The 24618-nt window shown below is 70.1% G+C and carries 22 protein-coding genes and 1 pseudogene; 9 read left to right on the plus strand and 14 right to left on the minus strand.

Annotation, left to right across the window (positions count from 1 at the left end):
- Nucleotides 1–89: 89 nt before the first annotated feature.
- Together ACH4ZX_RS12790 and ACH4ZX_RS12795 are read left to right on the plus strand one after the other, a co-directional pair.
- Entirely contained in the window at nucleotides 90–1823 is a 1734-nt protein-coding gene (locus ACH4ZX_RS12790; protein ID WP_398271555.1) for an ABC transporter ATP-binding protein, read from the plus strand.
- Nucleotides 1823–3751 carry an ABC transporter ATP-binding protein gene (locus ACH4ZX_RS12795; RefSeq protein ID WP_398271557.1) on the plus strand — a complete coding sequence of 643 codons (1929 nt, stop codon included), beginning with the start codon at nucleotides 1823–1825 and terminating at the stop codon, nucleotides 3749–3751. The genes ACH4ZX_RS12790 and ACH4ZX_RS12795 overlap by 1 nt, the downstream gene beginning before the upstream one ends.
- 79 nt (nucleotides 3752–3830) lie before the next feature.
- Here the strand turns inward: ACH4ZX_RS12795 and ACH4ZX_RS12800 are convergent, their stop codons facing one another.
- The 5 genes from ACH4ZX_RS12800 to ACH4ZX_RS12820 all read right to left on the minus strand — a co-directional run bounded on the left by ACH4ZX_RS12800 (nucleotide 3831) and on the right by ACH4ZX_RS12820 (nucleotide 11517).
- On the minus strand, nucleotides 3831–5096 hold the full coding sequence (locus ACH4ZX_RS12800) for an RNA polymerase sigma factor (protein WP_398271559.1): 1266 nt from the start codon (nucleotides 5094–5096) through the stop codon (nucleotides 3831–3833).
- A 327-nt stretch (nucleotides 5097–5423) separates the two neighbouring features.
- Entirely contained in the window at nucleotides 5424–7325 is a 1902-nt protein-coding gene (gene dnaG, locus ACH4ZX_RS12805) for a DNA primase (protein WP_398271561.1), read from the minus strand.
- A 249-nt stretch (nucleotides 7326–7574) separates the two neighbouring features.
- Entirely contained in the window at nucleotides 7575–8840 is a 1266-nt protein-coding gene (locus ACH4ZX_RS12810; protein ID WP_398271563.1) for an NAD(P)/FAD-dependent oxidoreductase, read from the minus strand.
- A 136-nt stretch (nucleotides 8841–8976) separates the two neighbouring features.
- Nucleotides 8977–10299 carry a deoxyguanosinetriphosphate triphosphohydrolase gene (locus ACH4ZX_RS12815; protein ID WP_398271565.1) on the minus strand — a complete coding sequence of 441 codons (1323 nt, stop codon included), beginning with the start codon at nucleotides 10297–10299 and terminating at the stop codon, nucleotides 8977–8979.
- A 378-nt stretch (nucleotides 10300–10677) separates the two neighbouring features.
- Nucleotides 10678–11517: a sirohydrochlorin chelatase gene (locus tag ACH4ZX_RS12820; RefSeq protein WP_398271567.1), complete on the minus strand. Its 840-nt coding sequence runs from the start codon at nucleotides 11515–11517 to the stop codon at nucleotides 10678–10680.
- 234 nt (nucleotides 11518–11751) lie between these two features.
- On the opposite strand from ACH4ZX_RS12820, the gene ACH4ZX_RS12825 reads away from it, so the two are divergent.
- Both ACH4ZX_RS12825 and ACH4ZX_RS12830 read left to right on the plus strand, forming a co-directional pair.
- On the plus strand, nucleotides 11752–12438 hold the full coding sequence (locus tag ACH4ZX_RS12825) for a vancomycin high temperature exclusion protein (protein ID WP_398271568.1): 687 nt from the start codon (nucleotides 11752–11754) through the stop codon (nucleotides 12436–12438).
- A gap of 149 nt (nucleotides 12439–12587) precedes the next feature.
- Nucleotides 12588–14741, plus strand: coding sequence for a molybdopterin oxidoreductase family protein (locus ACH4ZX_RS12830; protein ID WP_398271569.1), 2154 nt, complete (start codon nucleotides 12588–12590; stop codon nucleotides 14739–14741).
- 9 nt (nucleotides 14742–14750) lie between these two features.
- Here the strand turns inward: ACH4ZX_RS12830 and ACH4ZX_RS12835 are convergent, their stop codons facing one another.
- Entirely contained in the window at nucleotides 14751–15161 is a 411-nt protein-coding gene (locus tag ACH4ZX_RS12835) for a gamma-glutamylcyclotransferase family protein (RefSeq protein WP_398271570.1), read from the minus strand.
- A gap of 260 nt (nucleotides 15162–15421) precedes the next feature.
- On the opposite strand from ACH4ZX_RS12835, the gene ACH4ZX_RS12840 reads away from it, so the two are divergent.
- Complete coding sequence (locus ACH4ZX_RS12840; RefSeq protein WP_398271571.1) at nucleotides 15422–17071, plus strand: M4 family metallopeptidase; 1650 nt, start codon at nucleotides 15422–15424, stop codon at nucleotides 17069–17071.
- 89 nt (nucleotides 17072–17160) lie between these two features.
- Here ACH4ZX_RS12840 and ACH4ZX_RS12845 read toward each other — a convergent pair whose 3' ends face one another.
- The 5 genes from ACH4ZX_RS12845 to ACH4ZX_RS12865 form a co-directional block, all read right to left on the minus strand.
- Nucleotides 17161–17793, minus strand: coding sequence for a DsbA family protein (locus ACH4ZX_RS12845; protein WP_398271573.1), 633 nt, complete (start codon nucleotides 17791–17793; stop codon nucleotides 17161–17163).
- Between the two features lie 314 nt (nucleotides 17794–18107).
- A complete protein-coding gene (locus tag ACH4ZX_RS12850) occupies nucleotides 18108–18389 on the minus strand; it encodes a hypothetical protein (RefSeq protein WP_398271575.1) in 282 nt (93 codons plus the stop codon).
- 184 nt (nucleotides 18390–18573) lie between these two features.
- Nucleotides 18574–18975, minus strand: coding sequence for a DUF2750 domain-containing protein (locus ACH4ZX_RS12855; protein ID WP_398271577.1), 402 nt, complete (start codon nucleotides 18973–18975; stop codon nucleotides 18574–18576).
- Nucleotides 18976–19053: 78 nt separating this feature from the next.
- The gene (locus ACH4ZX_RS12860; protein ID WP_398271579.1) at nucleotides 19054–19368 is read right to left on the minus strand and encodes a helix-turn-helix domain-containing protein; all 315 of its coding nucleotides are present in this window, start codon (nucleotides 19366–19368) and stop codon (nucleotides 19054–19056) included.
- The gene (locus ACH4ZX_RS12865; protein ID WP_398271581.1) at nucleotides 19365–19751 is read right to left on the minus strand and encodes a type II toxin-antitoxin system RelE/ParE family toxin; all 387 of its coding nucleotides are present in this window, start codon (nucleotides 19749–19751) and stop codon (nucleotides 19365–19367) included. Before ACH4ZX_RS12865 ends, ACH4ZX_RS12860 begins: the two co-directional genes overlap by 4 nt.
- 459 nt (nucleotides 19752–20210) lie before the next feature.
- On the opposite strand from ACH4ZX_RS12865, the gene ACH4ZX_RS12870 reads away from it, so the two are divergent.
- Both ACH4ZX_RS12870 and ACH4ZX_RS12875 read left to right on the plus strand, forming a co-directional pair.
- Nucleotides 20211–21032, plus strand: a complete 822-nt coding sequence (locus ACH4ZX_RS12870) for a helix-turn-helix domain-containing protein (RefSeq protein ID WP_398271583.1) — start codon at nucleotides 20211–20213, stop codon at nucleotides 21030–21032.
- Nucleotides 21029–21235, plus strand: a complete 207-nt coding sequence (locus ACH4ZX_RS12875; protein WP_398271585.1) for a DUF397 domain-containing protein — start codon at nucleotides 21029–21031, stop codon at nucleotides 21233–21235. Before ACH4ZX_RS12870 ends, ACH4ZX_RS12875 begins: the two co-directional genes overlap by 4 nt.
- Before the next feature lie 272 nt (nucleotides 21236–21507).
- Here the strand turns inward: ACH4ZX_RS12875 and ACH4ZX_RS12880 are convergent, their stop codons facing one another.
- Both ACH4ZX_RS12880 and ACH4ZX_RS12885 read right to left on the minus strand, forming a co-directional pair.
- On the minus strand, nucleotides 21508–21870 hold the full coding sequence (locus tag ACH4ZX_RS12880; protein WP_398271608.1) for a hypothetical protein: 363 nt from the start codon (nucleotides 21868–21870) through the stop codon (nucleotides 21508–21510).
- Nucleotides 21871–22087: 217 nt separating this feature from the next.
- Nucleotides 22088–22771, minus strand: a pseudogene (locus ACH4ZX_RS12885) (IS701 family transposase); the annotation flags it as partial.
- 379 nt (nucleotides 22772–23150) lie between these two features.
- Between ACH4ZX_RS12885 and ACH4ZX_RS12890 the strand changes: the two are divergent.
- Nucleotides 23151–23576, plus strand: a complete 426-nt coding sequence (locus ACH4ZX_RS12890) for a peptidase inhibitor family I36 protein (RefSeq protein ID WP_398271587.1) — start codon at nucleotides 23151–23153, stop codon at nucleotides 23574–23576.
- A gap of 219 nt (nucleotides 23577–23795) precedes the next feature.
- The gene (locus tag ACH4ZX_RS12895) at nucleotides 23796–24194 is read left to right on the plus strand and encodes a hypothetical protein (RefSeq protein WP_398271589.1); all 399 of its coding nucleotides are present in this window, start codon (nucleotides 23796–23798) and stop codon (nucleotides 24192–24194) included.
- On the opposite strand, the gene ACH4ZX_RS12900 is transcribed toward ACH4ZX_RS12895, so the two are convergent.
- Nucleotides 24191–24382, minus strand: a complete 192-nt coding sequence (locus ACH4ZX_RS12900; protein WP_398271591.1) for a hypothetical protein — start codon at nucleotides 24380–24382, stop codon at nucleotides 24191–24193. The genes ACH4ZX_RS12895 and ACH4ZX_RS12900 overlap by 4 nt on opposite strands.
- Nucleotides 24383–24618 lie beyond the last annotated feature (236 nt).

Genomic DNA, 24618 nt, shown 5'->3' on the forward strand with positions numbered 1-24618 from the left:
GTTGAGGTAACGCGGGTGGAGTGTCGGACGATAGGAGCCTCGGGCACACGCCCGCTCCACCCGACGACGCCGACTCCGAGAGACGCAGCGTGCTCATACGACTTCTGCGGGCTTATCTCAGGCCCTACAAGAAACCCATCGCCCTGCTGGTGCTGCTGCAGTTCCTGCAGACGTGCGCCACGCTCTACCTGCCGACGCTGAACGCCCACATCATCGACAACGGTGTCGTCAAGGGGGACACGGGCTACATCCTCTCCTTCGGTGCCCTGATGATCGGCATCTCGCTGGCCCAGGTGGTGTGCAACATCGGCGCCGTGTACTACGGCGCCCGCACCGCCTCGGCGCTCGGCCGGGACGTCCGGGGCGCCGTGTTCGACCGCGTGCAGTCGTTCTCGGCGCGCGAGGTGGGCCACTTCGGCGCGCCCTCGCTGATCACCCGTACCACCAACGACGTGCAGCAGGTCCAGATGCTGGCCCTGATGACGTTCACGCTGATGGTGTCCGCGCCGATCATGTGCGTGGGCGGCATCGTGCTGGCGCTCGGCCTGGACGTGCCGCTGTCGGGCGTGCTGGTCGCCGTCGTGCCGGTGCTGGGCATCTGCGTGACGCTGATCGTGCGGCGGCTGCGGCCGCTGTTCCGGGCCATGCAGGTGCGCCTCGACACGGTCAACCGGGTGCTGCGCGAGCAGATCACCGGCAACCGCGTCATCCGCGCCTTCGTCCGGGACGAGTACGAGCAGCGGCGCTTCGGGGAGGCCAACGCCGACCTGACCGAGATGTCGCTGAAGACGGGCAACCTGCTCGCGCTGATGTTCCCGGTGGTCATGACGACGGTGAACCTGTCGTCGATCGCGGTGGTGTGGTTCGGCGCGCACCGCATCGACAGCGGCGGCATGCAGATCGGCGACCTGACGGCGTTCCTCGCCTATCTGATGCAGATCGTGATGTCCGTGATGATGGCCACCTTCATGTTCATGATGGTGCCGCGCGCGGAGGTGTGCGCCGAGCGCATCCAGGAGGTCCTGGACACCTCCTCCAGCGTGGTCCCGCCGAAGGCGCCGGTCACCGAGCTGCGCCGGCACGGCCATCTGGAGATCCGCGGCGCCGGCTTCCGCTATCCGGGCGCGGAGGAGCCGGTGCTCAAGGCGATCGACCTGGTGGCCCGGCCCGGTGAGACGACCGCCGTGATCGGTTCGACCGGCAGCGGCAAGTCCACGCTGCTCGGGCTGGTCCCCCGGCTGTTCGACGCCACCGAGGGCCAGGTGCTCGTGGACGGCACGGACGTGTCCGCGCTGGAGCCGAAGCTGCTGGCGAAGACGGTGGGGCTGGTGCCGCAGAAGCCGTACCTGTTCGCGGGCACCGTCGCGACCAACCTGCGCTACGGCAATCCCGACGCCACCGACGAGGAGCTGTGGCACGCGCTGGAGGTGGCGCAGGCCAAGGAATTCGTCAGCGGCCTGGAGGGCGGCCTGGACGCGCCGATCGCGCAGGGCGGCACCAACGTCTCCGGCGGTCAGCGCCAGCGGCTGGCGATCGCCCGCACGCTGGTACAGCGCCCGGAGATCTACCTGTTCGACGACTCCTTCTCGGCGCTCGACTACGCGACCGACGCGGCCCTGCGCGCGGCGCTGGCCCAGGAGACCGCCGAGGCGACCGTGGTGATCGTCGCGCAGCGGGTGGCGACCATCCGCGACGCCGACCGGATCGTCGTCCTCGACGAGGGGCGGGTCGTCGGCACGGGCCGCCACCACGAACTGATGTCCGGCAACGAGACCTACCGGGAGATCGTGCTCTCCCAGCTGACGGAAGCGGAGGCTGCCTGATGGCCAGCGCTATGGGGCGGATGATGGCCGGGGGCGGCCCCGATCAGCGCTCGATGGACTTCAAGGGGTCGGGCAAACGCCTCGTCGCCCAGTTCAGACCGGAACGGCTGACCATCTACGCGCTGCTGGCCTGCGTGGTCTTCAGCGTCGGCCTGAACGTGGTCGGGCCGAAGATCCTCGGCCGGGCCACCGACCTGGTCTTCGGCGGGATCATCGGACGGAAGATGCCGTCCGGGGTGTCGAAGCAGCAGGTCCTCGACTCGATGCGGGAGCGCGGCCAGGGCGATGTCGCCGACATGCTGCGCGGCACCGACTTCACGCCGGGCAAGGGCATCGACTTCGGCGCGGTCGGCAGCGTACTGCTGGTCGCGCTGTGCACGTTCCTGGCCGCCGGTCTGCTGATGGCGGTGGCGACCCGGCTGGTGAACCGGGCCGTCAACCGGACGATGTACCGGCTGCGGGAGGACGTGCAGACGAAGCTGTCGCGGCTGCCGCTGTCGTACTTCGACAAGCGGCAGCGCGGCGAGGTGCTCAGCCGGGCGACCAACGACATCGACAACATCGGCCAGACGCTGCAGCAGTCGATGGGCCAGCTGATCAACTCGCTGCTGACCATCATCGGCGTGCTGGCGATGATGTTCTACGTCTCCTGGCTGCTGGCGCTGGTGGCGCTGGTGACCGTGCCGCTGTCGTTCGTCGTCGCCACCCGGGTCGGCAAGCGCTCGCAGCCGCACTTCGTGCAGCAGTGGCGCTCCACCGGCAAGCTGAACGCGCACGTCGAGGAGATGTACACCGGCCACACGCTGGTGAAGGTGTTCGGCCGGCAGGACGAGTCGGCGAAGCAGTTCGCCGAGCAGAACGAGGCGCTGTACGAGGCCGGTTTCCGGGCGCAGTTCAACAGCGGGATCATGCAGCCGCTGATGATGTTCGTGTCGAACCTCAACTACGTGCTGGTCGCGGTGGTGGGCGGGCTGCGGGTGGCGTCGGGCGCGCTGTCGATCGGTGACGTGCAGGCGTTCATCCAGTACTCGCGGCAGTTCTCGATGCCGCTGACGCAGGTCGCCTCCATGGCGAACCTGGTGCAGTCGGGCGTGGCGTCGGCCGAGCGGATCTTCGAACTCCTGGACGCGGAGGAGCAGGAGGCGGATCCGGTGCCGGCCGAGAAGCCGGCCGAGCTGCGCGGGCGGGTCGCGCTGGAGGACGTGTCCTTCCGCTACGACCCCGACAAGCCGCTCATCGAGGGCCTGTCGCTGAAGGTCGAGCCCGGGCACACGGTCGCCATCGTCGGCCCCACGGGCGCCGGCAAGACGACGCTGGTGAACCTGCTCATGCGGTTCTACGAGGTCTCCGGCGGGCGCATCACCCTCGACGGCGTCGACATAGCGCGGATGTCCCGGGACGAACTGCGCGCGAACATCGGCATGGTGCTGCAGGACACCTGGCTGTTCGGCGGCACCATCGCGGAGAACATCGCCTACGGCGCGTCGCGCGAGGTCACCCGCGGCGAGATCGAGGAGGCGGCCCGGGCGGCCCACGCCGACCGTTTCGTGCGCACCCTGCCCGACGGCTACGACACCGTGATCGACGACGAGGGCACGGGCGTCAGCGCCGGTGAGAAGCAGCTCATCACCATCGCCCGGGCGTTCCTGTCCGACCCGACGATCCTGGTGCTGGACGAGGCGACCAGCTCCGTCGACACCCGCACCGAGGTGCTGATCCAGAAGGCGATGGCCAAACTGGCGGACGGGCGGACCTCGTTCGTGATCGCGCACCGGCTCTCCACCATCCGGGACGCGGACACGATCCTGGTCATGGAGAACGGCGCGATAGTCGAACAGGGCACCCACACCGAGCTGCTGGCGGCCGACGGCGCCTACGCGCGGCTGTACAAGGCGCAGTTCGCGCAGGCGGTCGCCGAGGTCGACTGAGGCGGCGAAGCCGTGCGGGGGCCGCTCGGGCCAGGTCGCTCGGTCGTGCCGGGCTTCGAGCCGGGCGGCCCCCCTTTTTTCAGTCCAGGTAGCCCCGCAGCTGGTCGGCGAAGGCGTGGTCGCGCAGCTTGTTGAGGGTCTTGGACTCGATCTGCCGTATCCGCTCCCGTGTCACGCCGAAGATGCGGCCGATCTCCTCCAGGGTGCGCGGACGCCCGTCGGCCAGCCCGTAGCGCAACTGCACGACCTTGCGCTCGCGTTCGCCGAGCGTGGAGAGCACCGCCTCCAGGTGTTCGCGCAGCAGCAGGAACGCCGCCGACTCCACGGGGGAGGCGGCGTCGCCGTCCTCGATCAGGTCGCCGAGCGCCACGTCGTCCTCCTCGCCGACGGGGGCGTGCAGGGAGACCGGCTCCTGGGCCAGCCGCAGCACCTCGCCGACCCGCTCGGGCGGCAGGTCGAGGTCGGCGGCGACCTCGTCGGCGGTGGGCTCGTAGCCGCGTTCCTGCAGCATGCGGCGCTGGACGCGGACGACGCGGTTGATCAGCTCGACGACGTGGACCGGGACGCGGATGGTGCGGGCCTGGTCGGCGAGGGCGCGGGACATGGCCTGGCGGATCCACCAGGTGGCGTAGGTGGAGAACTTGTAGCCGCGGGCGTAGTCGAACTTCTCGACGGCCCTGATGAGGCCGAGGTTGCCCTCCTGCACCAGGTCGAGCATGGTCAGGCCGCGCCCGACGTACCGCTTGGCCACCGACACCACGAGCCGCAGGTTGGCCTCGATCAGGCGGCGCTTGGCCATGCGTCCCATGACGACGAGGCGGTCGAGGTCGAGGGCGAGTTCGCTGTCCAGGTCGGGCGTGTTGCTGAGCTTCTCCTCGGCGAACAGGCCCGCCTCGACGCGGCGGGCGAGTTCGACCTCCTCGGCGGCGGTGAGCAGCGGGACGCGGCCGATCTCGCGCAGGTACTGGCGGAACAGGTCCGAGGAGGGGCCGCCGGTGTCGGTGCGGACACGCGACGGCCCGGACGCCTCGACGGCTTCGGCGGTCTCGGAGGGATCGGCCGGTTCAGGCGGATCGGCGGGATCGGCTGTCTCGAGTTCTTCGGCGGGCGGGCCGTCCGGGTCCGCCGGGAGGTTGGGCACGGCACGGAGCTGCGGGGGGACCGCGGCGAGGACGTCGGCCTCCGGGTCCGCTTCCGCGCCGTCCGTACTGACGTCGGTGTGGGTGAGGGTCCGGGTCTGCACGGGGGCGACCTCCAGGGTGATCGCTGCTGAGGTGTGCGGCAGCGGTACGTCGGGGGCGGAGTCGGCGGCCTCGCCGCTGTCCGTCCCGTACGCGATGAGCAAAGCCGCGGGGGTCGTGGACCCGCGAGGGACGGATCGGCCGCGCTCCGAGGACTCAGAGCTCCGGACGGAATGGGAGTCCGATCAGCGCGCGGCGTCTGGTGCGTGCGATCGCAAGGCGCCGGAGCGTCCTCGTGGCGGAGCCACGTGGGCGTTTCGGCAACGCCGCGAGCGTGCGTGCCAGGCGTCGCGCGCCGGGCGCCCATTCCGTCCGGAGCTCTCTGGCACCGGAACCCAGTGTGGAGTACGACACATCGCCGCCACGAGGGGCGTGCGGTGACTTTTTGCGTCCGGCCCGTGACCGCCCGGTGACCGTGCCGGACGGCCGGCTCACAGAGCGGCGGCTCCGTGCTCGCGCAGTGCCTGGTCGTACTGCTGGAGCACCCACAGCTCGTTCTGCACGGCCGTCAGGTGGGCCGGGTCCCCGCCCGCGGCCAGCCGGGCCAGCTGGGACTGGATGTCGCGGATGCGGCGCTCCACGGCGCGGCGGCGGACCGTCACCAGCACGGTGCCCGCGTACACCTCGTCCACGGTCCTGCGCATGATCGCCTCGACCGCCAGTTCCGTCACCATGGCGCGGACCGTGTCGTCGGGCGCCGCCTCGCGGACGCGGACCAGGTACTCCTGCGGGTCCTGCACGCCGTACTCCGCGCCGCCCGCGTCGAGCACGGCCTGGCGCACGGCCGCGTACGGCGCGGCGGTGAACTCGTCGACGCCGTACGCGTCGAAGGCCGGGGAGACCAGCTCCGGGCGCTGCAGGGCGAGTTTGAGCAGTTCCCGTTCGGTGGCGTAGACGGGGTTGCGGAGGTTGAGCGCGGGGCCGCCGCCGGCCGGGCGGGGGGCGGCCTCGTACTGCTGACGGCCGCGCGCCGCGGCCGGGGCCGGGGCGCCGCCGCGCTCGCGGGCCCAACGGGCCAGCTGGGCCACCCGCTTGACCACGAACTGCGTGTCGAGGATGCCGAGCATGCCGGCCAGCTGCACGGCGACCTCGTGCTGGGCGCCGGTGTTCTTGATGCGGGCGACGATCGGGGCCGCCTCGTCGAGGGCGGCGGCGCGGCCCGCCGGGGTGTCCAGGTCGTAGCGGACGACGATCTGGCGGAGCGCGAACTCGAAGAGGGGGGTGCGGGGTTCGACCAGGTCGGCGACCGCCTCGTCGCCCTTGGCGAGGCGCAGCTCGCAGGGGTCCATGCCGTCCGGGGCGACGGCGATGTACGTCTCGGCGGCGAACTTCTGGTCGTCCTCGAAGGCGCGCAGGGCCGCCTTCTGGCCGGCCGCGTCGCCGTCGAAGGTGAAGATCACGCGCGCGCTGCCGTTGTCCATCAGCAGGCGGCGCAGGATCTTGATGTGGTCGCCGCCGAAGGCGGTGCCGCAGGTCGCGATGGCGGTGGTGACGCCGGCGAGGTGGCAGGCCATGACGTCGGTGTAGCCCTCGACGACGACCGCGCGGGAGGTCTTGGCGATCTCCTTCTTCGCGAGGTCGATGCCGTACAGGACCTGGGACTTGCGGTAGATGGCCGTGTCGGGGGTGTTGAGGTACTTCGGGCCGTTGTCCGCCTCGTACAGCTTGCGGGCGCCGAAGCCGACGACATCGCCGCCGATGTCCCGGATCGGCCACATCAGGCGGCCGCGGAAGCGGTCGATGGGGCCGCGGCGGCCCTCCTGGGAGAGGCCGGAGAGGATCAGTTCCTTGTCGGTGAAGCCCTTGCCGCGCAGGTAGCGGGTGAGGTGGTCCCAGCCCTGCGGGCTGTAGCCGACGCCGAAGTGCTGGGCGGCGGCCTGGTCGAAGCCGCGCTCGGCGAGGAACGTGCGGCCGGCGTCGGCCTCCGGGCCGGTGGCGAGCTGCTCCGCGTACCACTCGGCGGCGATCTTGTGGGCCTCGACCAGGCGGATCCGCTCGCCGCGCTGGTGGGCGGGGTTGTACCCGCCCTCCTCGTAGCGCAGGGTGATGCCGGCCTGGGCGGCGAGGCGCTCGACCGCCTCGGAGAAGGAGAGGTGGTCGACCTTCATCACGAACGTGATGGTGTCGCCGCCCTCCTGGCAGCCGAAGCAGTGGAAGAGGCCCTTGCTGGGGCTGACCTGGAAGGACGGGGACTTCTCGTCGTGGAAGGGGCACAGGCCCTTGAGGTTGCCGCCGCCGGCGTTGCGCAGCTGGAGGTACTCGGACACGACGGCGTCGATCGGGACCGCGTCCCGTACCGCCTTCACGTCCTCGTCGTTGATCCGTCCAGCCACGCGTGAAGTCTACGGCGGCCCGCCGACACTCAGGCCCTGCCGTTTGGATCATGCCGATGTCGCGGGCCCTGGCACGCGCACCTGCGGCGTTGTCGTCGGTTGCCGACTCCCCCACGCTCGGCTGCGCTCGCGCGGGGGACCCCATCGCGTCGACGCCCTCCTCCGCCTTGCATCTGCACGCACCAGGCCCCGCTCGGGTAGGCCGCAAGGAACCGCGCATCAGAGCCGACCTGATCCAAGCGGCAGGGCCTACGGGACGAGGCTTTCCAGCGGTACGTGCGGGTCCGCCAGCGCCTCCGTGTTCACCTGTGTCCTCGCCCGGATCAGCCGCTGGACGGGTTCCGTGACGTCCCACACGTTGACGTTCATCCCGGCGAGCACCCGGCCCTCCTTGACCCAGAAGGCGATGAACTCGCGCTTGCCCGCGTCGCCGCGGATCACCACCTCGTCGTACGACCCCGGGGGCGCCCAGCCGGAGTACTCCATGCCCAGGTCGTACTGGTCGGAGAAGAAGTAGGGCACGCGGTCGTACACGACGTCCCGGCCGAGCATCGCGCGGGCCGCCGCGGGGCCGCCGTTGAGCGCGTTGGCCCAGTGCTCGACGCGCAGCCGGGTGCCGAAGAGGGGGTGGTGGAAGGAGGCGACGTCGCCGGCCGCGTGGATGTCGGGGTCGGAGGTGCGCAGCCGTTCGTCGACCACGATGCCGCCGCCGTGCGCCCGGTCGGCGATCTCCAGGCCCGCCGCCTCCGCGAGGGCGGTGCGCGGGGCCGCGCCGATCGCCGCGAGCACGTCGTGCGCCGGGTGCTCCTCGCCGTCGTCGGTGCGGACGGCGAGGACCATGCCGTCCTGGCCGACGATCTCCGTCAGGGTCCGCCCGAACTGGAAGCGGACGCCGTGCCCGCGGTGCAGCTCGGCGAAGAGGTTGCCCAGCTCGGGGCCGAGCACGCCGTGCAGCGGGGTCTGCGCGGGCTCGACGACGGTCACCTCGGCGCCGTACTCGCGGGCCGCCGCGGCGACCTCCAGGCCGATCCAGCCGGCGCCCGCGATGACGAGGTGGCCGTTGTCCCGGCCGAGGGCGGCGAGGACCCCCTTGAGCCGCTCGGCGTGGGCCAGGCGGCGCAGGTGGTGGACGCCGGCCAGGTCGGTGCCGGGGATGTCCAGGCGGCGGGGTTCGGCGCCGGTGGCCAGCAGCAGCTTGTCGTAGCGCACCAGCGTGCCGTCGTCGCCGAGGCGGACCGCCTTCGCCTTCCGGTCGATCGCGTCGACGGTCTGGCCGAGGTGCAGTTCGACGTCGTGCCGCGCGTACCAGGCGGGCTCGTGGACGAAGACGCTGTCGCGCTCCTCCTTGCCCAGCAGGTAGCCCTTGGACAGCGGAGGGCGTTCGTAGGGGTGGTCGCGCTCGTCGCAGATCAGTATCACGCGGCCGGTGAAGCCCTCGGCCCGGAGCGTCTCCGCCGCCTTCGCGCCGGCGAGCCCGCCTCCGATGATGACGAATGTCTGATCCGCGTCGACCACTTGATGCCTCCTCGTAGGGGTGCCGCCACATGCGAGCCTCCCGCACGCAGCGTGATGGGGGAAGGGGGAGTGGCCCGATCAGGCCACGCAGGGTCACTTTCGGGCGCGCCCGCGTCCCACGTGACCCAGGGGTCCCTCACGGGTGCCCCGTCAGGCGGGCGTGAAGCGAGCGTGCCGCGGCGTCCGTGAGCGACGCTATCTGGTCGACGATCACCCGTTTGCGGGCGCGGTCGTCCGGGGCCCCGTCGAACAGGGCCCGGAACTGGGGGTCCAGTCCGTCCGGGGCGCGGGCGGTGAGCGCCCCGGCGAGCCCGGCGACCACGATCCGCTGGTCGGCCCGCAGCAGTTCCTGCTCGGCGCGCTGCATCACGTACCGGTCGGCGACCGCCTTCAGCACCGCGCACTCCATCCGGGTCCCGCGCGGTACGACGAGTTCGGCGCCGTACCGGGTCAGCCGCCCGCTGCCCCACCTCGCGCGCGTGGCGCCCTCGGCGGCGAGGCAGAAGCGGCCGATGAGCTGGCTGGTGGCGTCCTTCAGGCGGGCCTGCGCGACCGCGGAACCGTCGTACCGGTGCGGCCACCACTCCTGGGCCTGGAGGCGGTCGAGGGCGGCGGACAGCTCTGCGGGGTCGGTGTCCGCGGGCACGTACCGTCCGACGGCGACCGCGAACACCGCCTGCCGCTCGGGCCGCGCGTGCAGGCTGTCGGGGTCGATGTGGCCGGCGTGCAGGCCGTCCTCGACGTCGTGCACCGAGTAGGCCACGTCGTCGGCCCAGTCCATGACCTGGGCCTCGAAGCACGTGCGCGTGCCGGGGGCCTCCTTGCGGATCCAGTCGAACACCGGCCGGTCGTCCTCGTACACCCCGAACTTCGGGGACGCCGGGTCGGTGGGGTGCGCGCCGCGCGGCCACGGGTACTTGGTGGCGGCGTCGAGGGCGGCACGGGTGAGGTTGAGGCCGACGGAACCGTCGGCGGTGAAACGCTTGGGCTCGATGCGGGTCAGCAGCCGCAGCGACTGGGCGTTGCCCTCGAAGCCGCCGCAGTCCTCGGCGAATTCGTTCAGCGCCTGTTCGCCGTTGTGGCCGAAGGGCGGGTGGCCCAGGTCGTGCGAGAGGCAGGCGGCCTCGACGAGGTCCGGGTCGCAGCCCAGGGCGGCGCCCAGCTCGCGGCCGACCTGCGCGCACTCCAGGGAGTGGGTGAGGCGGGTGCGGGGGCTGGCGTCCCAGGCGAGGCTGCGGGTGCCGGGGGTGACGACCTGCGTCTTGCCGGCCAGCCGGCGCAGCGCGGCGCTGTGCAGGATGCGGGCCCGGTCGCGCTGGAAGGCGGTGCGGCCGGGGCGCTTGTCCGGTTCCGGGGCCCAGCGCTCCACGTCGGACACGCCGTATCCGGCGGGGGGTACGCGGTTCTCGGGCGGCGGGACGCGGTTGTCGCCGTCGGCCTGGGCTGCGGTGCCTTCCATGCACCCGACAGTAGAGGCAGGCACCGACATTCGGGACGTCCGCGGCCGTTTCAGGCTGCGGCGGGTTCCGGGGCGGTCGCGGTTTCAGGCGGGAGGGCAGGTGCCGGGCGGTCACCGCGTCAGGCCGAGGGGGCGGGTTCCTGGACGGTCACCGCGTCAGACCGAGGAGGCGGGTTCCTGGACGGTCACCGCGTCAGACCGAGCGGACGGGTGCCGGGACGGTCACCGCGTCAGACCGAGGAGGCGGGTTCCTGGACGGTCACCGCGTCAGACCGAGCGGACGGGTTCCTGGACGGTCACCGCGTCAGACCGAGCGGACGGGTGCCGGGACGGTCACCGCGTCAGACCGAGCGGACGGGTGCCGGGACGGTCACCACTTCACGCCGAGGCGAGTTCCGGTTCCGACTGGGTGTCCGGCGTGGCGAGCGCCTGGTCGTAGCGGTGCAGGACGAGGCGGGCCATCGCCGGGTGCGTGCCCAGGGGCGCCGAGACGATCCACGGCGCCGCCTCGGCGCACTCCGTGGCGAAGCGGCCGGGAGCGGTGAAGTACGAGGCGACGGCGACGCGGTGGCGGCCCCGGGCGGCCAGGGCGCGCACGGCGTCGGCGACGGTGGGGGCGGCCGCGGAGGCGTAGGCGGGGACCACGGGCACGCCGAGGCGTGCGGCGAGGAGCCGGGCGGTGCGGCCCGTGTCGGCCGCGGACTCGGGGTCGCGCGAGCCGGCCGCGGCGAGCACGACCGCGCGGGAGCGGCGGTCCGCCGCGTCGGCGGGGGCGTGCCAGCCGGCCTCGGCCAGCCGGTCGTGCAGGATCTCCGCCAGGAGGGGGTGCGGGCCGAGCGCCGCGGCCACCCGCGTGCGTGCCGGTGCGGCGGCGGCCATCGCGGGGATGTCCCGCTTGACGTGGTGGCCGCGGCCGAGCAGCAGCGGCACGCAGACCGCCGCCGCGCCGCCGTGCGCGCCGAACGCGCCGAGCGCGGCGAGCGTGTCGGGCAGCAGGGGGGCGTTCAGCTCGATGTGGCCCAGGTGCACGGGCAGGCCGGGGCGCAGCTCGCGGACCCGGTCCAGGAGCGCGCGGATGGTGCGCAGCGCGCGCGGGTCGCGGCTGCCGTGCGCGACGACGACCAGGGCGGGGGCCGCGGAGGGAGGGCCGGGGCGCCGCCCGCCGTCGAGGGGGACGAGGCCGGGCCGGCTCGCGTGCGGGCTGCTGATCCGGTTCATGCCCCGATGGTGTCGGCGTGACATTGCCGAGCCGTTGCACGGGCGTCACGGGTCTTTTCCGGGGGTTCACCATGGCTGCCCCGGGTGTGTGAGCTTGCCTGACCTGTGTTTTCCGGTCCCGGAAGTGAACTCGATCACGTGTCGCAGGCTGAACCGTACGGCCCAACAGGACGTCTTCGTCTGTCGGGAGCGACGTCCGGTAAGGGATCGCCGGCACCGGGAGAGGACCGCACGATGCGCCGACCGAAGCTGCGCCTACCGCGTCTGCCCCGCACGCGCGCCGGGCAGCGGCGGCTGGTGCGGGCCGTGATGGCCGCGTGCGTGCTCGCGCTGGCCCCGGCGGCGTGGCTGTACGTCACGACGGCCGACGGGCTGCGCACGACCGCCGACGTGCCGCGCACCGAGGTCGCCGTCGTCTTCGGTGCGGGCCTGTGGGACGGCGAGCCGTCCCCGTACCTCGCCCACCGGCTGGACGCGGCGGCGACGCTGTACCGCGCGGGCCGCGTCGAGGTCGTCCTCGTCACCGGCGACAACAGCCGCGAGGACTACGACGAGCCCGACGCGATGCGCGCCTACCTCACCAGGCACGGCGTGCCGGACGGCCGGATCGTCAGCGACTACGCCGGCTTCGACACCTGGGACTCCTGCGTCCGCGCGAAGAAGATCTTCGGCGTCGACCGGGCGGTGCTGATCAGCCAGGACTTCCACATCCGGCGCGCGGTCGCGCTGTGCCGGGCGGCGGGGGTGCGCTCGTACGGCGTCGGCGTCGCCGCCAAGCACGACGTGACCTGGTACTACGGCAACACCCGCGAGGTCTTCGCGGCGGGCAAGGCGGCCCTGGACGCGCTGTTCGAGCCGGACCCCCGCTTCCTCGGCCCGAAGGAACCGGGGGTGGCGAAGGCGCTGGCCGCCGACCGGTGACGAACCCGCCGGCCGCGGCGCGGTGACGGGCGCCGTTTCCGCGCCTCTGCGCACCTCACGACGGCGGCGGAACCGCGGGGAGGTCACCGTGCCGCCCGCGTAACCGGGGCCCGCACGGCGCGTAACACGGCCTGCGCACGCTGAACGGCATGCAGAACTCCGCGACGCCCTCCGCGACGCCCACCCACTGCCCGTACTGCGCCCTGCAGTGCGGGATGAACCTGACGCCCGCCCCGGACAGCACCGTCGAGGTGAGCGAGCGCGCGGACTTCCCGGTGAACCGGGGCGCCCTGTGCGGCAAGGGGCGTACGGCGCCGGCGGTCCTGAGGACGGACGTCCGCCTGACCTCCCCGCTGGTGCGCTCCGGCGGCACGCTGGTGCCCGCCACCTGGGAGGAGGCGCTGGACCGGGTCGCCGGGGAGCTGCGCCGCACCCGCGCCGAGCACGGCCCGGACGCGGTCGGCGTCTTCGGCGGGGGCGGGCTGACGAACGAGAAGGCGTACACGCTCGGCAAGTTCGCGCGGGTGGTGCTGGGCACCTCGCAGATCGACTACAACGGCCGCTTCTGCATGTCGTCGGCGGCGGCCGCGGGTACGAAGGCGTTCGGCCTGGACCGCGGGCTGCCGTTCCCGCTGGAGGACATCCCGAAGACCGGCTGCGTGATCCTGGTCGGCTCGAACCTCGCCGAGACGATGCCGCCGGCGCTGCGGTTCTTCACCGAACTGCGCGCCAACGGCGGCACGTTGATCGTGGTGGACCCGCGCCGCACGAAGACCGCCGAGCAGGCCGACCTGCACCTCGCGCCCCGGCCCGGCACCGACCTCGCCCTCGCCCTCGGCCTGCTGCACCTGGTGGTGGCGGAGGGCCGGGTGGACGAGGCGTACGTGCGGGAGCGAACCGCCGGCTGGGAGGAGGCGCGGGCCGCGGCGATGGCGCACTGGCCGGAGTACGTGGAGCGGATCACCGGTGTCTCCGTGCCGCAACTACGGGAGGCGGTACGGCTGTTCTGCGAGCCGGAGGCCGCGATGGTGCTCACCGCCCGCGGCCCCGAGCAGCAGTCCAAGGGCACGGACACGGTGGGCGCGTGGATCAACCTGTGCCTGGCGACCGGCCGGGCGGGCCGCCCGCTGTCCGGGTACGGCTGCCTGACCGGGCAGGGCAACGGGCAGGGCGGGCGCGAACACGGCCAGAAGGCGGACCAGTTGCCCGGCTACCGCAAGCTGGACGACCCGGCGGCGCGACGGCACGTGGCCGAGGTGTGGGGCGTGGACCCGGACAGCCTGCCGGGACCGGGACGCAGCGCCTACGAGCTGCTGGACGCGCTGGGCACGGACATCCGCTCGCTGCTGCTGATGGGCTCCAACCCGGTGGTGTCGGCGCCGCGCGCGGCGCACGTCGAGGAGCGGATCAGGTCGCTGGACTTCCTCGCCGTCTGCGACGTCGTCCTGTCGGAGACGGCGGCGCTCGCGGACGTGGTCCTGCCCGTCACCCAGTGGGCCGAGGAGACCGGCACCACCACCAGCCTGGAGGGCAGGGTGCTGCTGCGGCGGCGCGCGATCAGCCCTCCGGACGGCGTCCGCAGCGACCTGGAGGTCATGCACGAGCTGGCCGCCCGGCTCGGCGTGGAGAAGGGCTTCCCGACCGACCCCGAGGAGGTCTTCGAGGAGCTGCGCCGGGCGAGCGCGGGCGGCCTCGCGGACTACTCCGGGATCACCTACCGCAGGCTGGCCGAGGAGAACGGGGTGTTCTGGCCGTGCCCGGCCGGCCCGGACTCCTCCCCGGACCCGCTCGGGGAAGACGGTGCGGCGGCCGCCCACCCCGGCACGTCCCGCCTGTTCCTGGACCGCTTCGCCCACGCCGACGGCCGGGCGAGGTTCGTGCCCGTGACGCACCGGCCGGCCGCCGAGGAGCCGGACGACGAGTACCCCGTACTGCTGACCACCGGCCGGGTCGTCGCCCAGTACCAGTCGGGCGCCCAGACCCGCCGCGTGGACGAGCTGAACGCCGCCGCGCCGGGCCCGTTCGTCGAGCTGCACCCGCGGCTGGCGGCGCGGCTCGGGGCGGCGGAGGGCGACCCGGTGGCGGTGGTGTCGCGGCGGGGCCGCGCGGTGGCGCCGGCCCGCATCACGACCGGGATCCGCCCGGACACCGTCTTCATGCCGTTCCACTGGCCGGGCGAGGGCCGCGCCAACACCCTGACCAACCCGGCGCTGGACCCGACGTCGCGGATGCCGGAGTTCAAGGTGTGCGCGGTGCGGGTGGAGGCGGTGCGGCCGGTGCAGCCGGTGCAACCGGTCAGTTGATCTCAGTGGTCACCGGGCCCGCCAGTCCCCGCCCTCGATCAGCTTGCCGCTGACGCGCAGGCGGGCGGCGACGGCGGGGGCGGCGACGTACACCCAGGCGTGTACGGGCGTGCCGTCGGCGTCGCGGACGGTCTCGCGGGCGACGCGTTCGTAGAGGTTGTCCGGGTCGCCGGGGGCGTACTCCTCCAGCTCGTCGAGGGCGCCGAGCAGGTCGCCGTAGGCCTCCCGGGGCGCGGTCACCAGCTCGCCGTAGACCGTGCCGCCGGGTTCCTCGACGGCGTAGGGGTAGCCGGGGCCGTCGTACAGGACCGCGCCGGTCAGGCGGGCCGGTTCCTCGGAGCGGGTGCGGCCGCGCAGGAACAGGTCGTGGTTGGGCTCGCCGGGGCGGAGGGTGCCGTAGACGAAGAACGGGAGAGTCACAGAAACGATTCTCCACCCTCCCCCTCCCCTCGCACACGCCCCCGTACGCGCTATGGACACCGCCATGTCATGTCCATTTAAATCTGAGTGACCATCAGCGCCGCCCCCACGCACGTGCACGCACTTGCACGGGCTTCCGCGTACTTGCCCGCACTCGCCCGCACTCGCCCGCGCTCGCCCGCGCTCGCCCGCGCTCGCACGCGCTCGCACGCGCTCGCACGCGCTCGCACGCGCCCAGAGGCGCCTTCCCGAGGAGACAGATGAGTCGGATACGGCACCACATCCGAGGTTCCCGACGTCTCGCAGCCACCGGCGTGGCGGCCACCGCCGCCACCCTGCTGGCCGCCACGCTCTCCCCCGCCGCCCACGCGGCCGACAGACCGACCAGGGCCACCGCCATACAGCACGCGGCGTCGGCCCTGGCCGCGCACGCCGCGAGCCTCGGCCTCACCTCGGCCGAGGACACCGCCGTCCGGGACGTGATCGTCGACAAGGACGGCACGCAGCACGTCCGCTACGACCGCACGTACCGCAACCTGCCTGTCCTGGGCGGTGACTTCGTCGTCCACCTGGCGTCCGACGGCGCGTACCGCGGCGCGAGCCGCGCGACACGGAGCGGCGTCGCCCCCACGTCGGTCACCCCGTCCGTGTCGGCCCCGAAGGCCGCCGACGTCGCGGCGCACGCCCTGCGCGCCGCCAACCTGGGCGAGACGCTGCGCAAGCTCAAGGCGAAGCCCGAGCTGGTCGTCGACGCCCTGCACGGCACCCCGAAGCTGGCCTGGCGCACGAACGCGGTCGCGCTGGACTCCGCCGGCAACCCGGTCGCCCGCACGGTGCTGACGAACGCCCGCACCGGCGCCCAGATCGACGCCTGGGACACGCTGGAGACGGCGACCGGCGACGGGCAGTCGCTGTACAGCGGGACGGTGCCGCTGGAGACGACCCTGTCGGGATCGACGTACCAGCTCACCGACCCGACCCGCGGCAACACGTACACCGGCGACGCGGCCAACAAGACCGACCTGTGCATCTTCGGCATCTGCTTCAGCCGCGCCCCCGCGACGGTCTTCACCGACGCCGACAACCACTGGGGCACGGGGACCACCGCCGACCGCTCCTCCGCGGCGGTGGACGCCCAGTACGGCACGAACGAGACGTGGGACTACTACAAGAACGTCCACGGCCGCAACGGCATCGCCGGCGACGGCAAGGGCTCGTACAACCGCGTCCACTACGGCAGCAACTACAACAACGCCTTCTGGGACGACAGTTGCTTCTGCATGACGTACGGCGACGGTGACGGGACGACGTTCGGGCCGCTGGTGGCGCTGGACGTGGCCGGCCACGAGATGACGCACGGCGTCACGTCCAAGACGGCCGGGCTGACGTACTCCGGCGAGTCCGGCGGCCTGAACGAGGCCACGTCCGACATCTTCGGCTCGCTGGTGGAGTGGTACGCGGGCAACGCGTCGGACCCGGGCGACTACCTCATCGGCGAGGAGATCGTCCGCTCGGGCTTCGGCCGGGACGCCCTGCGCTACATGGACAAGCCGTCCAAGGACGGCAACTCGGCCGACTGCTGGAGCAGTTCGGTCGGCAACCTGGACGTCCACTACTCCTCGGGCGTCGCCAACCACTTCGCGTACCTCCTGGCGGAGGGCAGCGGCGCGAAGACCGTCAACGGCGTCAGCTACAACTCGCCCACCTGCAACGGCTCCACGGTCACCGGGATCGGCCGGGACAAGCTGGGCAAGATCTGGTACCGCGCCCTGACGGTCTACATGACGTCCTCGACCAACTACGCGGGCGCGCGGACGGCGACCCTCAACGCGGCGAAGGACCTGTACGGCTCCGGAAGCGCGGAGTACAACGCGGTGGCGGCGGCCTGGAGCGCGGTGAGCGTGGGCTGACCGAGACCGGTCCGGGGCCGGTCCGGGTCCGGCCCCAGGGCGTCGCGGCCGACGGCCGCGGCGCCCACAGCCCGGTGCGAGTCCGCCCGTCAGAAGCGCCACTCGCTCCACGACTCCGGGTCCTGCTCGATCTCGGTCAGCAGCAGGTCGAACCGCTGCCGGTCATAGAGGAGCCCCGAGTACTCCATGGGGATGCGCGTCCCGTCGATCACGGCGGTCGGCGTGCCCGGCCCCTTGGGTTCGGCGGCGCCCCCGGTCTTCTCGTACGCCTTCTGCGACTCGGCGACGAAGTCGCGGTACTTCATGGCCCGGACGGCGGAGTCGAAGGCCGGACCGCGCAGTCCCCTGACCTTGCTCGCCAGTTTCAGCAGGTAATCGTCCGTGAAGCCGTCGACGGACTCCTCGGGCTGATGGCGGTAGAGGACCTCGTGGTACTCGGCAAACTTGTCCTCCTCCAGCGCGGCACGCAGGGCGTTGACGGCCTTCTCGGAACCGTGCCCGCCCAGTCGGCCGTCCAGGAAGGAGGCCATCGTGTACTCCGTCCGCACGCTGTGCCGCAGCATGAAGTCGAGGGCCGCGGGGCCGCCGCCCTTGCTCGACTCGAACTCCTTGCAGTACGGGCACCGGGGGTCCTCATACAGACTCAGGATGACGGGCGCCTCGGGGTCGCCGACGAGGATGGTCGTGCCGTCCGCCTCCAGCTTCTCGGGGAGGTCGCCCACACCGGCGTAGGCGTCCTTCCCGTCCCGCGCGGTGGCCCGCCCCCCACAGCCGCTGACGGCCGTCTACCACGAATCCCCATACGCTCCCCACCCCTTGCCCGAACAGCCCTGATCAGCCCGCCGGACACACACCGGCCCCGGCCGCAGCGAGATCATCTCAGCCGCCCTGTCATGCACGCTCAAGGGACGACGGTCGTTGAGGGGCGCCAGGGACGGCGGCATGCAGCGGCATATATACGGCGGTAGTACGCGTGGGAGCAGTCCCCGGTGAGCGTGGGGCTGTCGCTGCCGGCCATGCTCAGGCGACATCAATGTCAATTCGCACCGAAGACATCATCCAGCCTTGACCGCCAATCTGCATGTGCAAGCTCCGCCGCGACAAGCAGGTCCCGCCAGTCGGTCTCCATCAGCTCAATCGCACTGAGGAGTTTGTCCACGCTTCCATCCGCCAGAATGACAACAGCGGCCGTTATCCTTTCCTCTGCAGATTCACGCAACACCCTGACCTCGGCCTCTTCCAGTAGCGAGGCAACCGAACTCGCCTCAGCTCCATACTGCGCTTCGAGCCTAGCGGCAATGCGACTTGTGATTACCATGAATCCAATCCGCAATTGAAGGGCGAACGAGCCGACTGTTCGATGAGGTACCGGGCCACCGTGTACGCGCTCGGACCGGCGAGTCCGGTTTGGGCCTCGCCACCCTTGGGGCGACACCACCCCAGGTCACCCGTTCGACAGGGAGCCGGTCATGCCGCGCACTTGCCGACATCGGACAATCGATCTACCGGTTGTATGGTGACGCGCCGAGGGCGTGAACGAGACGGTTGAGTACTTCATCGACAGTGAAGTGCCATCCAGTCAGGCGCTGCCCAGCCCAGTTAATCCCTACCGCGAAGTCATCCTTGGCCAGATCGGGCAGAGCCGCGTTCCGCCAATGATCCAGCGGCATTGAAACAGCATAAAATCGGGGACCCCACAGCTGAGCGGCACGCTGCGCACGAGTCTCCGACGACCAATAGGGGAAAATTGGCCGCCCAGAACTGGAGACCGGGGTCGGACTCCCCTCGTCGTCTCGAACCCACCACACGGTACGAGTCTGAACGACCTCGCGGAAGAAAGCCGCTGCCTGAGCTCCGCCTACGCTCACCCGAACCCTTCCAGATCGCTCCGACTCGAGCATCATGCCGCCTGGGCCTGGAGGGCCGCCATGCTCAGGGAATCCGGCGGAGATTGCTCGGGTCGTCAGCTATCGGAAGATCGCTCAGGCAGCTTCATGGTGCGGGGTGAGCTCGATGGTCAGGTCGGCGTCGAGGGCACGTGCCAGGCGCCGCAGGAGAGGGATGGTGGGTACGGTGCCGCCGCCTTCGATCCGGGAGATCTGAGGCTGCTTCATCCCGCAGCGTTCGGCGAGTTCGGTCTGGGACAGACCCAGGGCGGTGCGCCGGTCGTAGACCATCTGGCCGAGATCATGGGCTAGTTCGGCCTCCTCGTACAGGCGGTCGTACTCGGCGTTGTCCTCGACCGCTTCGCCGAGGAGCTTGCGGTGGCGGCGGGTCTTCCACTCGGCGTGGTTCATCGCAGTTCCTCCTTGATCGGACGGCTGTAGATGTCGTGTTCGGCGGCCGGTGCGTGGCTGGCCTCGCACGCGGCCTGAACCGCACGGGCACGGTCCACCTCCGCCGTCTCGCGCATCTTCGTCTTGCTGAAGACGGTCAGCAGCACCACACGACGGTCGGCAGCAATCCAGCAGGTGATGCGCTGAGCGCTACCGCCGAGGTCGAAACGTAGCTCACGAAGCTTGCCGCCGAGGTGGCGGGTATAGGGCTCGCTGAGTGTGGTCGCATTTTCCGCAAGGCGGTCGACCTTCTGCTCGACTATCACGTAGTGGTGGGCGGACAGGCTCTCCAGCCAGAGGCGGACCTCGGGCTCGATCTCAATCGTGTACCGCTCACCAGTCATGCCTTCAATGCTATATGGCTCGGATGTTATAGGCCAGGGAGGTCGCCCGGATTGTCCGTGCTCTGCGACCTCCAGTCCCTCCAGGCCACCCTCACCAACAACGAGGGAACGTCCCTCCACGCCCCACAAGAAACCTTGAGCCCCTTCCACCACACGCACTGCAGCCCCCGTTCGGGGTGTCGGCGACCGGACCCGACGAGGTGGTCAGTCGTCGCGTGACGCGTCATCGGAACGGTCACCTCGGGACTCCGGGGGCCGAAGCCACCCGAAGATTCCCACCTCACGGATGGTGGGTCCGGTGTCATACGGCCTTCTGTACGGGCGCTGTACGGGTCCCGAGGCGTGTCCCGGTCATCGCGGTCCACGTTGGACAAGGCCCCGGCGGCGGTGGAGTGCGGGTGGGTGTGCTCGGGACGGAAGGGCGTGAGGGCGGTGCCGGATACGCGGAACGGTCGTGCGGTGAGGACGAGGGACGAGGGACGCGACCTGCCGGGGGAATGGTCTGCGTACGGCAGGCTGCTCCAGCACCTACGCAAACGGGCCGGGCTGAACCAGCAGGAGCTCGGGGAGGCGATCGGCTACTCGTTGGAGCAGGTCGCCTCGGTCGAGCAGGGACGACGGCCGGCGAAGGCGGCGTTCACCGCGGCCGCGGATCGGGTGCTTGAGGCCGGTGGGGTGTTGCAAGTGCTCCAGGGCGAGGTTGACCGGGCGAAACTGCCCAAGTTCTTCCGCAACTTCGCGGTGATCGAGGCGGAGGTGGTGAATCGGTTCGAATACGAGCCACTACTGATCCCGGGGTTGTTGCAGACGGAAGCTTACGCGCGGGCCGTGTTCGCAGGACACTGCCCGCCGCTTGACAAGGAGATCGTCGACCAACTCACCGAGGCACGGCTGAGCCGCCAGAAGTTGTTGGAGCGGGTGCCGATGGCGGAGCTGTCGTTCATCATCACCGAGGAGACTCTGCGTAACCCAGTGGGCGATCACGACGTCATGCAAGGGCAGTGGCAGCACCTTCTGGACGTCGGCCGGTTACGTAACGTCGAGGTCCAGGTCATGCCTGCACGGCCAGGCTTCCACGTCGGACTGAACGGACCGTTTGTGGTGCTGGAGACGCAGGACCACCGGCACCTCGGGTACATCGAGTCTCAGGAGGCCAGCTCCCTCGTCAGCGATCCCGCAATGGTCAGCGCCTTCGGCATGCGATATGGCAAGCTGCGAACGCAGGCCCTGAACGGCGTGGAGTCTGCGCGGCTCATCGAGCGGTTGGTTGGAGAGACATGAGCGTGGAGCAGGCAGCCGAGGGCGTGGACGGACTACGATGGTTCAAGAGCAGCTACAGCGGCTCAGGAGGAGGCAACTGCATCGAGGCCGCCAGGGGCGTGAACGCCGTGTACGTAAGGGACTCGAAGCTCGCGGGCGGCGGTCCGGTGCTGCGGGTCGGCCAGGTCGAGTGGGCGGCATTCGTGGCACTCGCGGCGAAGTAGAGCCGAGCAAGCATCTGAGACGGCGGAATAGTTCGTGATCACGCGGCTGCGGTGACCTCGTTCCGGCGGTGGTGGCAGACGACGGTGCCAGTGGGGCCAGTTGCGGGGCGGTGACTGGTGTCGGCAGTGCGAAGGTCCGCAGCGGTCGCAGGAGTTCGGGCCGGTTGAGGACGATCACGGGTTCGCTTTCGGTGCCGACGTTGTCGGGGGCCAACACCTGAGATCTCTACCGAACCCGGAACGGTTCACTGACACGGCAGCTGTAGTTCCGTTCATGGTTGGTCGTTGAGAGCGTGTCGGCGCTGGTGGCAGGCTTGCGCGGCGGCTTGATGGCGACGGCGCCAGGCCATCCAGTGCAGGACGTGTTCCGCGTCCCGGACGGGTGGCGTGAGGACGAACGCCCTGAGGAGGCGGACGAGTTCGGGGCAGGCCATCGGGATGAGACGGGCTGGGGCGGAAGGGCCGGCCGTGGCCGTGGCGGCGGTGAGGGCCAGGACGGCGGACGCGGTGAGCGAGAACAGCGACCACCGCATCCAGGAGTTCCAGCAGGTCACCTGCCCCTCGTCGAGGCCGGCGAAGGTCTTGCCGAGCTGGAAGGTCTCCTCGATCCGCCATCTGCGGCAGATCACCTCCACCAGCTGGGCCAGGGTGACGTTCCCGGGGGCCCAGCATCGGTAGAAGGAGATCTCGCCGGTGTAGCGGTGCCGGCGGGCGACCAGAACGCTGACGCCGTCGTCTTCGTGTCCGTCCGGGCTGTCGTCGGCCCGGACGTCCGCCCAGGCCCAGTCGTACTCGCGGGTGCCCTTGGTGCCGTCCGGTGCGCATGCGCATCCATCGGTGCGGCAGTACCCTGCCGATCATCTGTCGGGCGCTCTGCCTGCGGCCCGCGCCGTCGGTGACCGTATGTGTGTGGGAGACACCGACTGCATAGCCGAGTCCGAACTCTCGGATGGCCGTGCGGAGTTCGCGGCCCGAGTAGACCTCGTCGCCGGCGAACCAGCGTGCCCGGACACCCAGCTCGAGGGCGTTCTTGACCATCGCGATGCTCTGCTCGGGCTTGGTCGCGAACATGACCTCCTCCGGGACGCCGGCCACCTCGCGGCGTTCCTCGTCCGCGGCCCAGTCCTTCGGGAGGTAAAGGGCCCGGTGGATGACCACCCGCGCCGAGTCGGTCACCGCGGCCAGGTGCACGGCGACCTGGCAGAGTCCGACGCCCCTGAGCGCGCCGGAATACTGGCGGCCGGCGCCCACGCAGCCGGTCGAGGACTTCGCGTCCCCGGTCTCGTCCGCGACCAGCACCACGTCCTGACCTGCGAGTTCCCGCACCACCAGGCGGGCGATCTCCTCCCGGGCCCGGTCGTGGTCAAACCGCGCGCGTGACAGCAGGTGCTGCAGCCGGTGGGGGCCTGGGTGCCCCAGCGCCTGAGCCAGGGTCCAGCAGTTCCGGGTGTCCACCTCCGCCAGCAAGCCCGTGATCATCTCTGCCGCCGTCGAGCGGGTCTCAGGCCGTGCGAAACAGTCTGCGATCGCCTTCATCGCCGCCTCGAACACCCGGTCCCAGACAGCCTGGGCTATCGTGACCTCCGCGGCGACCTGCTCTTGATACGTCGTCACAAACGTTCATGATCATGGTGGCCGTACCCATGCCCGCACCCACCCTCACGAGCTGCGGAACAGCACAGACGTCGGAACTACAGCTGCCGCGTCCGAATGATAGGCAAGAGATACTCAAGCAGACCAAAAGATGCACGTGCAAAAATCCTCTCGTTCGGCTCGGATAAAGTAAGCGAGACAGAAAATACTGGATCTCCTGAGCGAACTGCTGCGGTTTGATTTGCGTCCCGAACATTCCGACTTTCACCGAGGGCTACTTCATTGTCAGCCCTTCGTCCCGATTTCAAACACAGGGGGCTTCATGAAGCTTGTATCCTATGCAGCAGTCTTGGCGGGAGCCCTGGCAGTTATGGGTGCCGCATCCCCTGCTGGTGCAGCATCTGAAACTACTGTCCGGCAGCAGGTAACCGCAGATGCGTACCCGATCGGTTTGGTGCTGGGGGAGAACCAGCGGCTGGGCGGTAAGCAGTTTTACGCCACCTACACATTGAGTGAGCTTGTGGGGTTCAACGACAAGGCGAGCTCGGCCTGGAACAACACGACTGACAAGTACTTCATCCTCTACGATGACAAGAGTTTCATCGGAGGAAATAATTACTGCATGCGGCCCGGTGAGTACGTGTGGGATCTCCATCAGTTTAATTTTGGAGATAAGATTTCCTCCGTTCGCGTGCTGGACGCGGTAGAGTCGAGAAGTGGCTGCAATGGATATCGCACATTTTTTTAGCCTCTACCCAGTTTCAGACGATCAGCTTCATGACACCCGAGTTTCGCACAGTTGCGATCTGGAAAGCCATTCAAAAATCGCACAGTGATGCAAGCTGGCGGCGGTGGCCTGTTCATTTCAATAGCGAACACGCCACCGCCGCCTGGAACTTCTACGATTTCCGTAAGCCTGTCAACATATCGCAGGTTAACGCTTGTCGCATACCTCAAGGAAATGACCATGTCGCTTTTTGAGACTGTTCCAGCGCTTCGCCGATCCCTGTTGAAGATGGGATTCGGAGCATCCGCAACGGTTCTTGCTACAGCAGTCCTGGTTGCCCCTGCAGCAGCTGCTGAAACCGATATGAGCTCTTCTGGTGTTTCTGCATCTGGCGGCTACATAACTGGGAACATTGCAGCCGGAGAGTGGAAAAAGGTGGTTTCGGGATGGGGTAAGTACAATGCCAAGTACTATGGAAGCCTCGCCAGTGGTGGCGGCGAGTACAAGTGCTATGTTGACGGTGTAAGGATATCGTCCGGCGCTCTTCCTTCTGAGTTCACTCTCGTCGTCGCGGGATACGGGTCTTGCTTTTTCTATTCTCCCGTCACCACGACTTACGTAATTACTGGTGTTAGCTAAATTCTGGCGCGGGTGCGGCCGTGGTGGTCGAGCGTGATCTCGCCCCGCGGCAAGCGGCGGACGCGGTCGAACAGGCCGGGGTGGTTGGCCTTGGCCTGGGCGATGTAGTGGGCGCCACGGGTGCGCCCCGCCGCCTGGAGATCCGGCGGCTGAAGACCGCCGCCTTCGCCCACCTCGACTTCCTCCACGCCCGCCAGGCTCTGCAAGTGGTGCGCTCGAGGATGGACTTCACCAGGGGCAAGCTCACCATCGAGCGCGTCCACCTGATCACCAGCCTGCTGCCCGGCGTGGCAACCGGCGCCCAGCTCGCCGCCTGGATCAGAGAGCACTGAGGCTTTTCCAACCTCAGCTTGACGTGGCCAGGTGAAGGGCGAGTACGGCCTTGACCAGGTCGGTGATGCGGGTGGTGCTGCAGCGGAGCTTG

The organism is Streptomyces sp. NPDC020490 (assembly GCF_044335305.1).
Classification (GTDB): Bacteria; Actinomycetota; Actinomycetes; order Streptomycetales; family Streptomycetaceae; genus Streptomyces.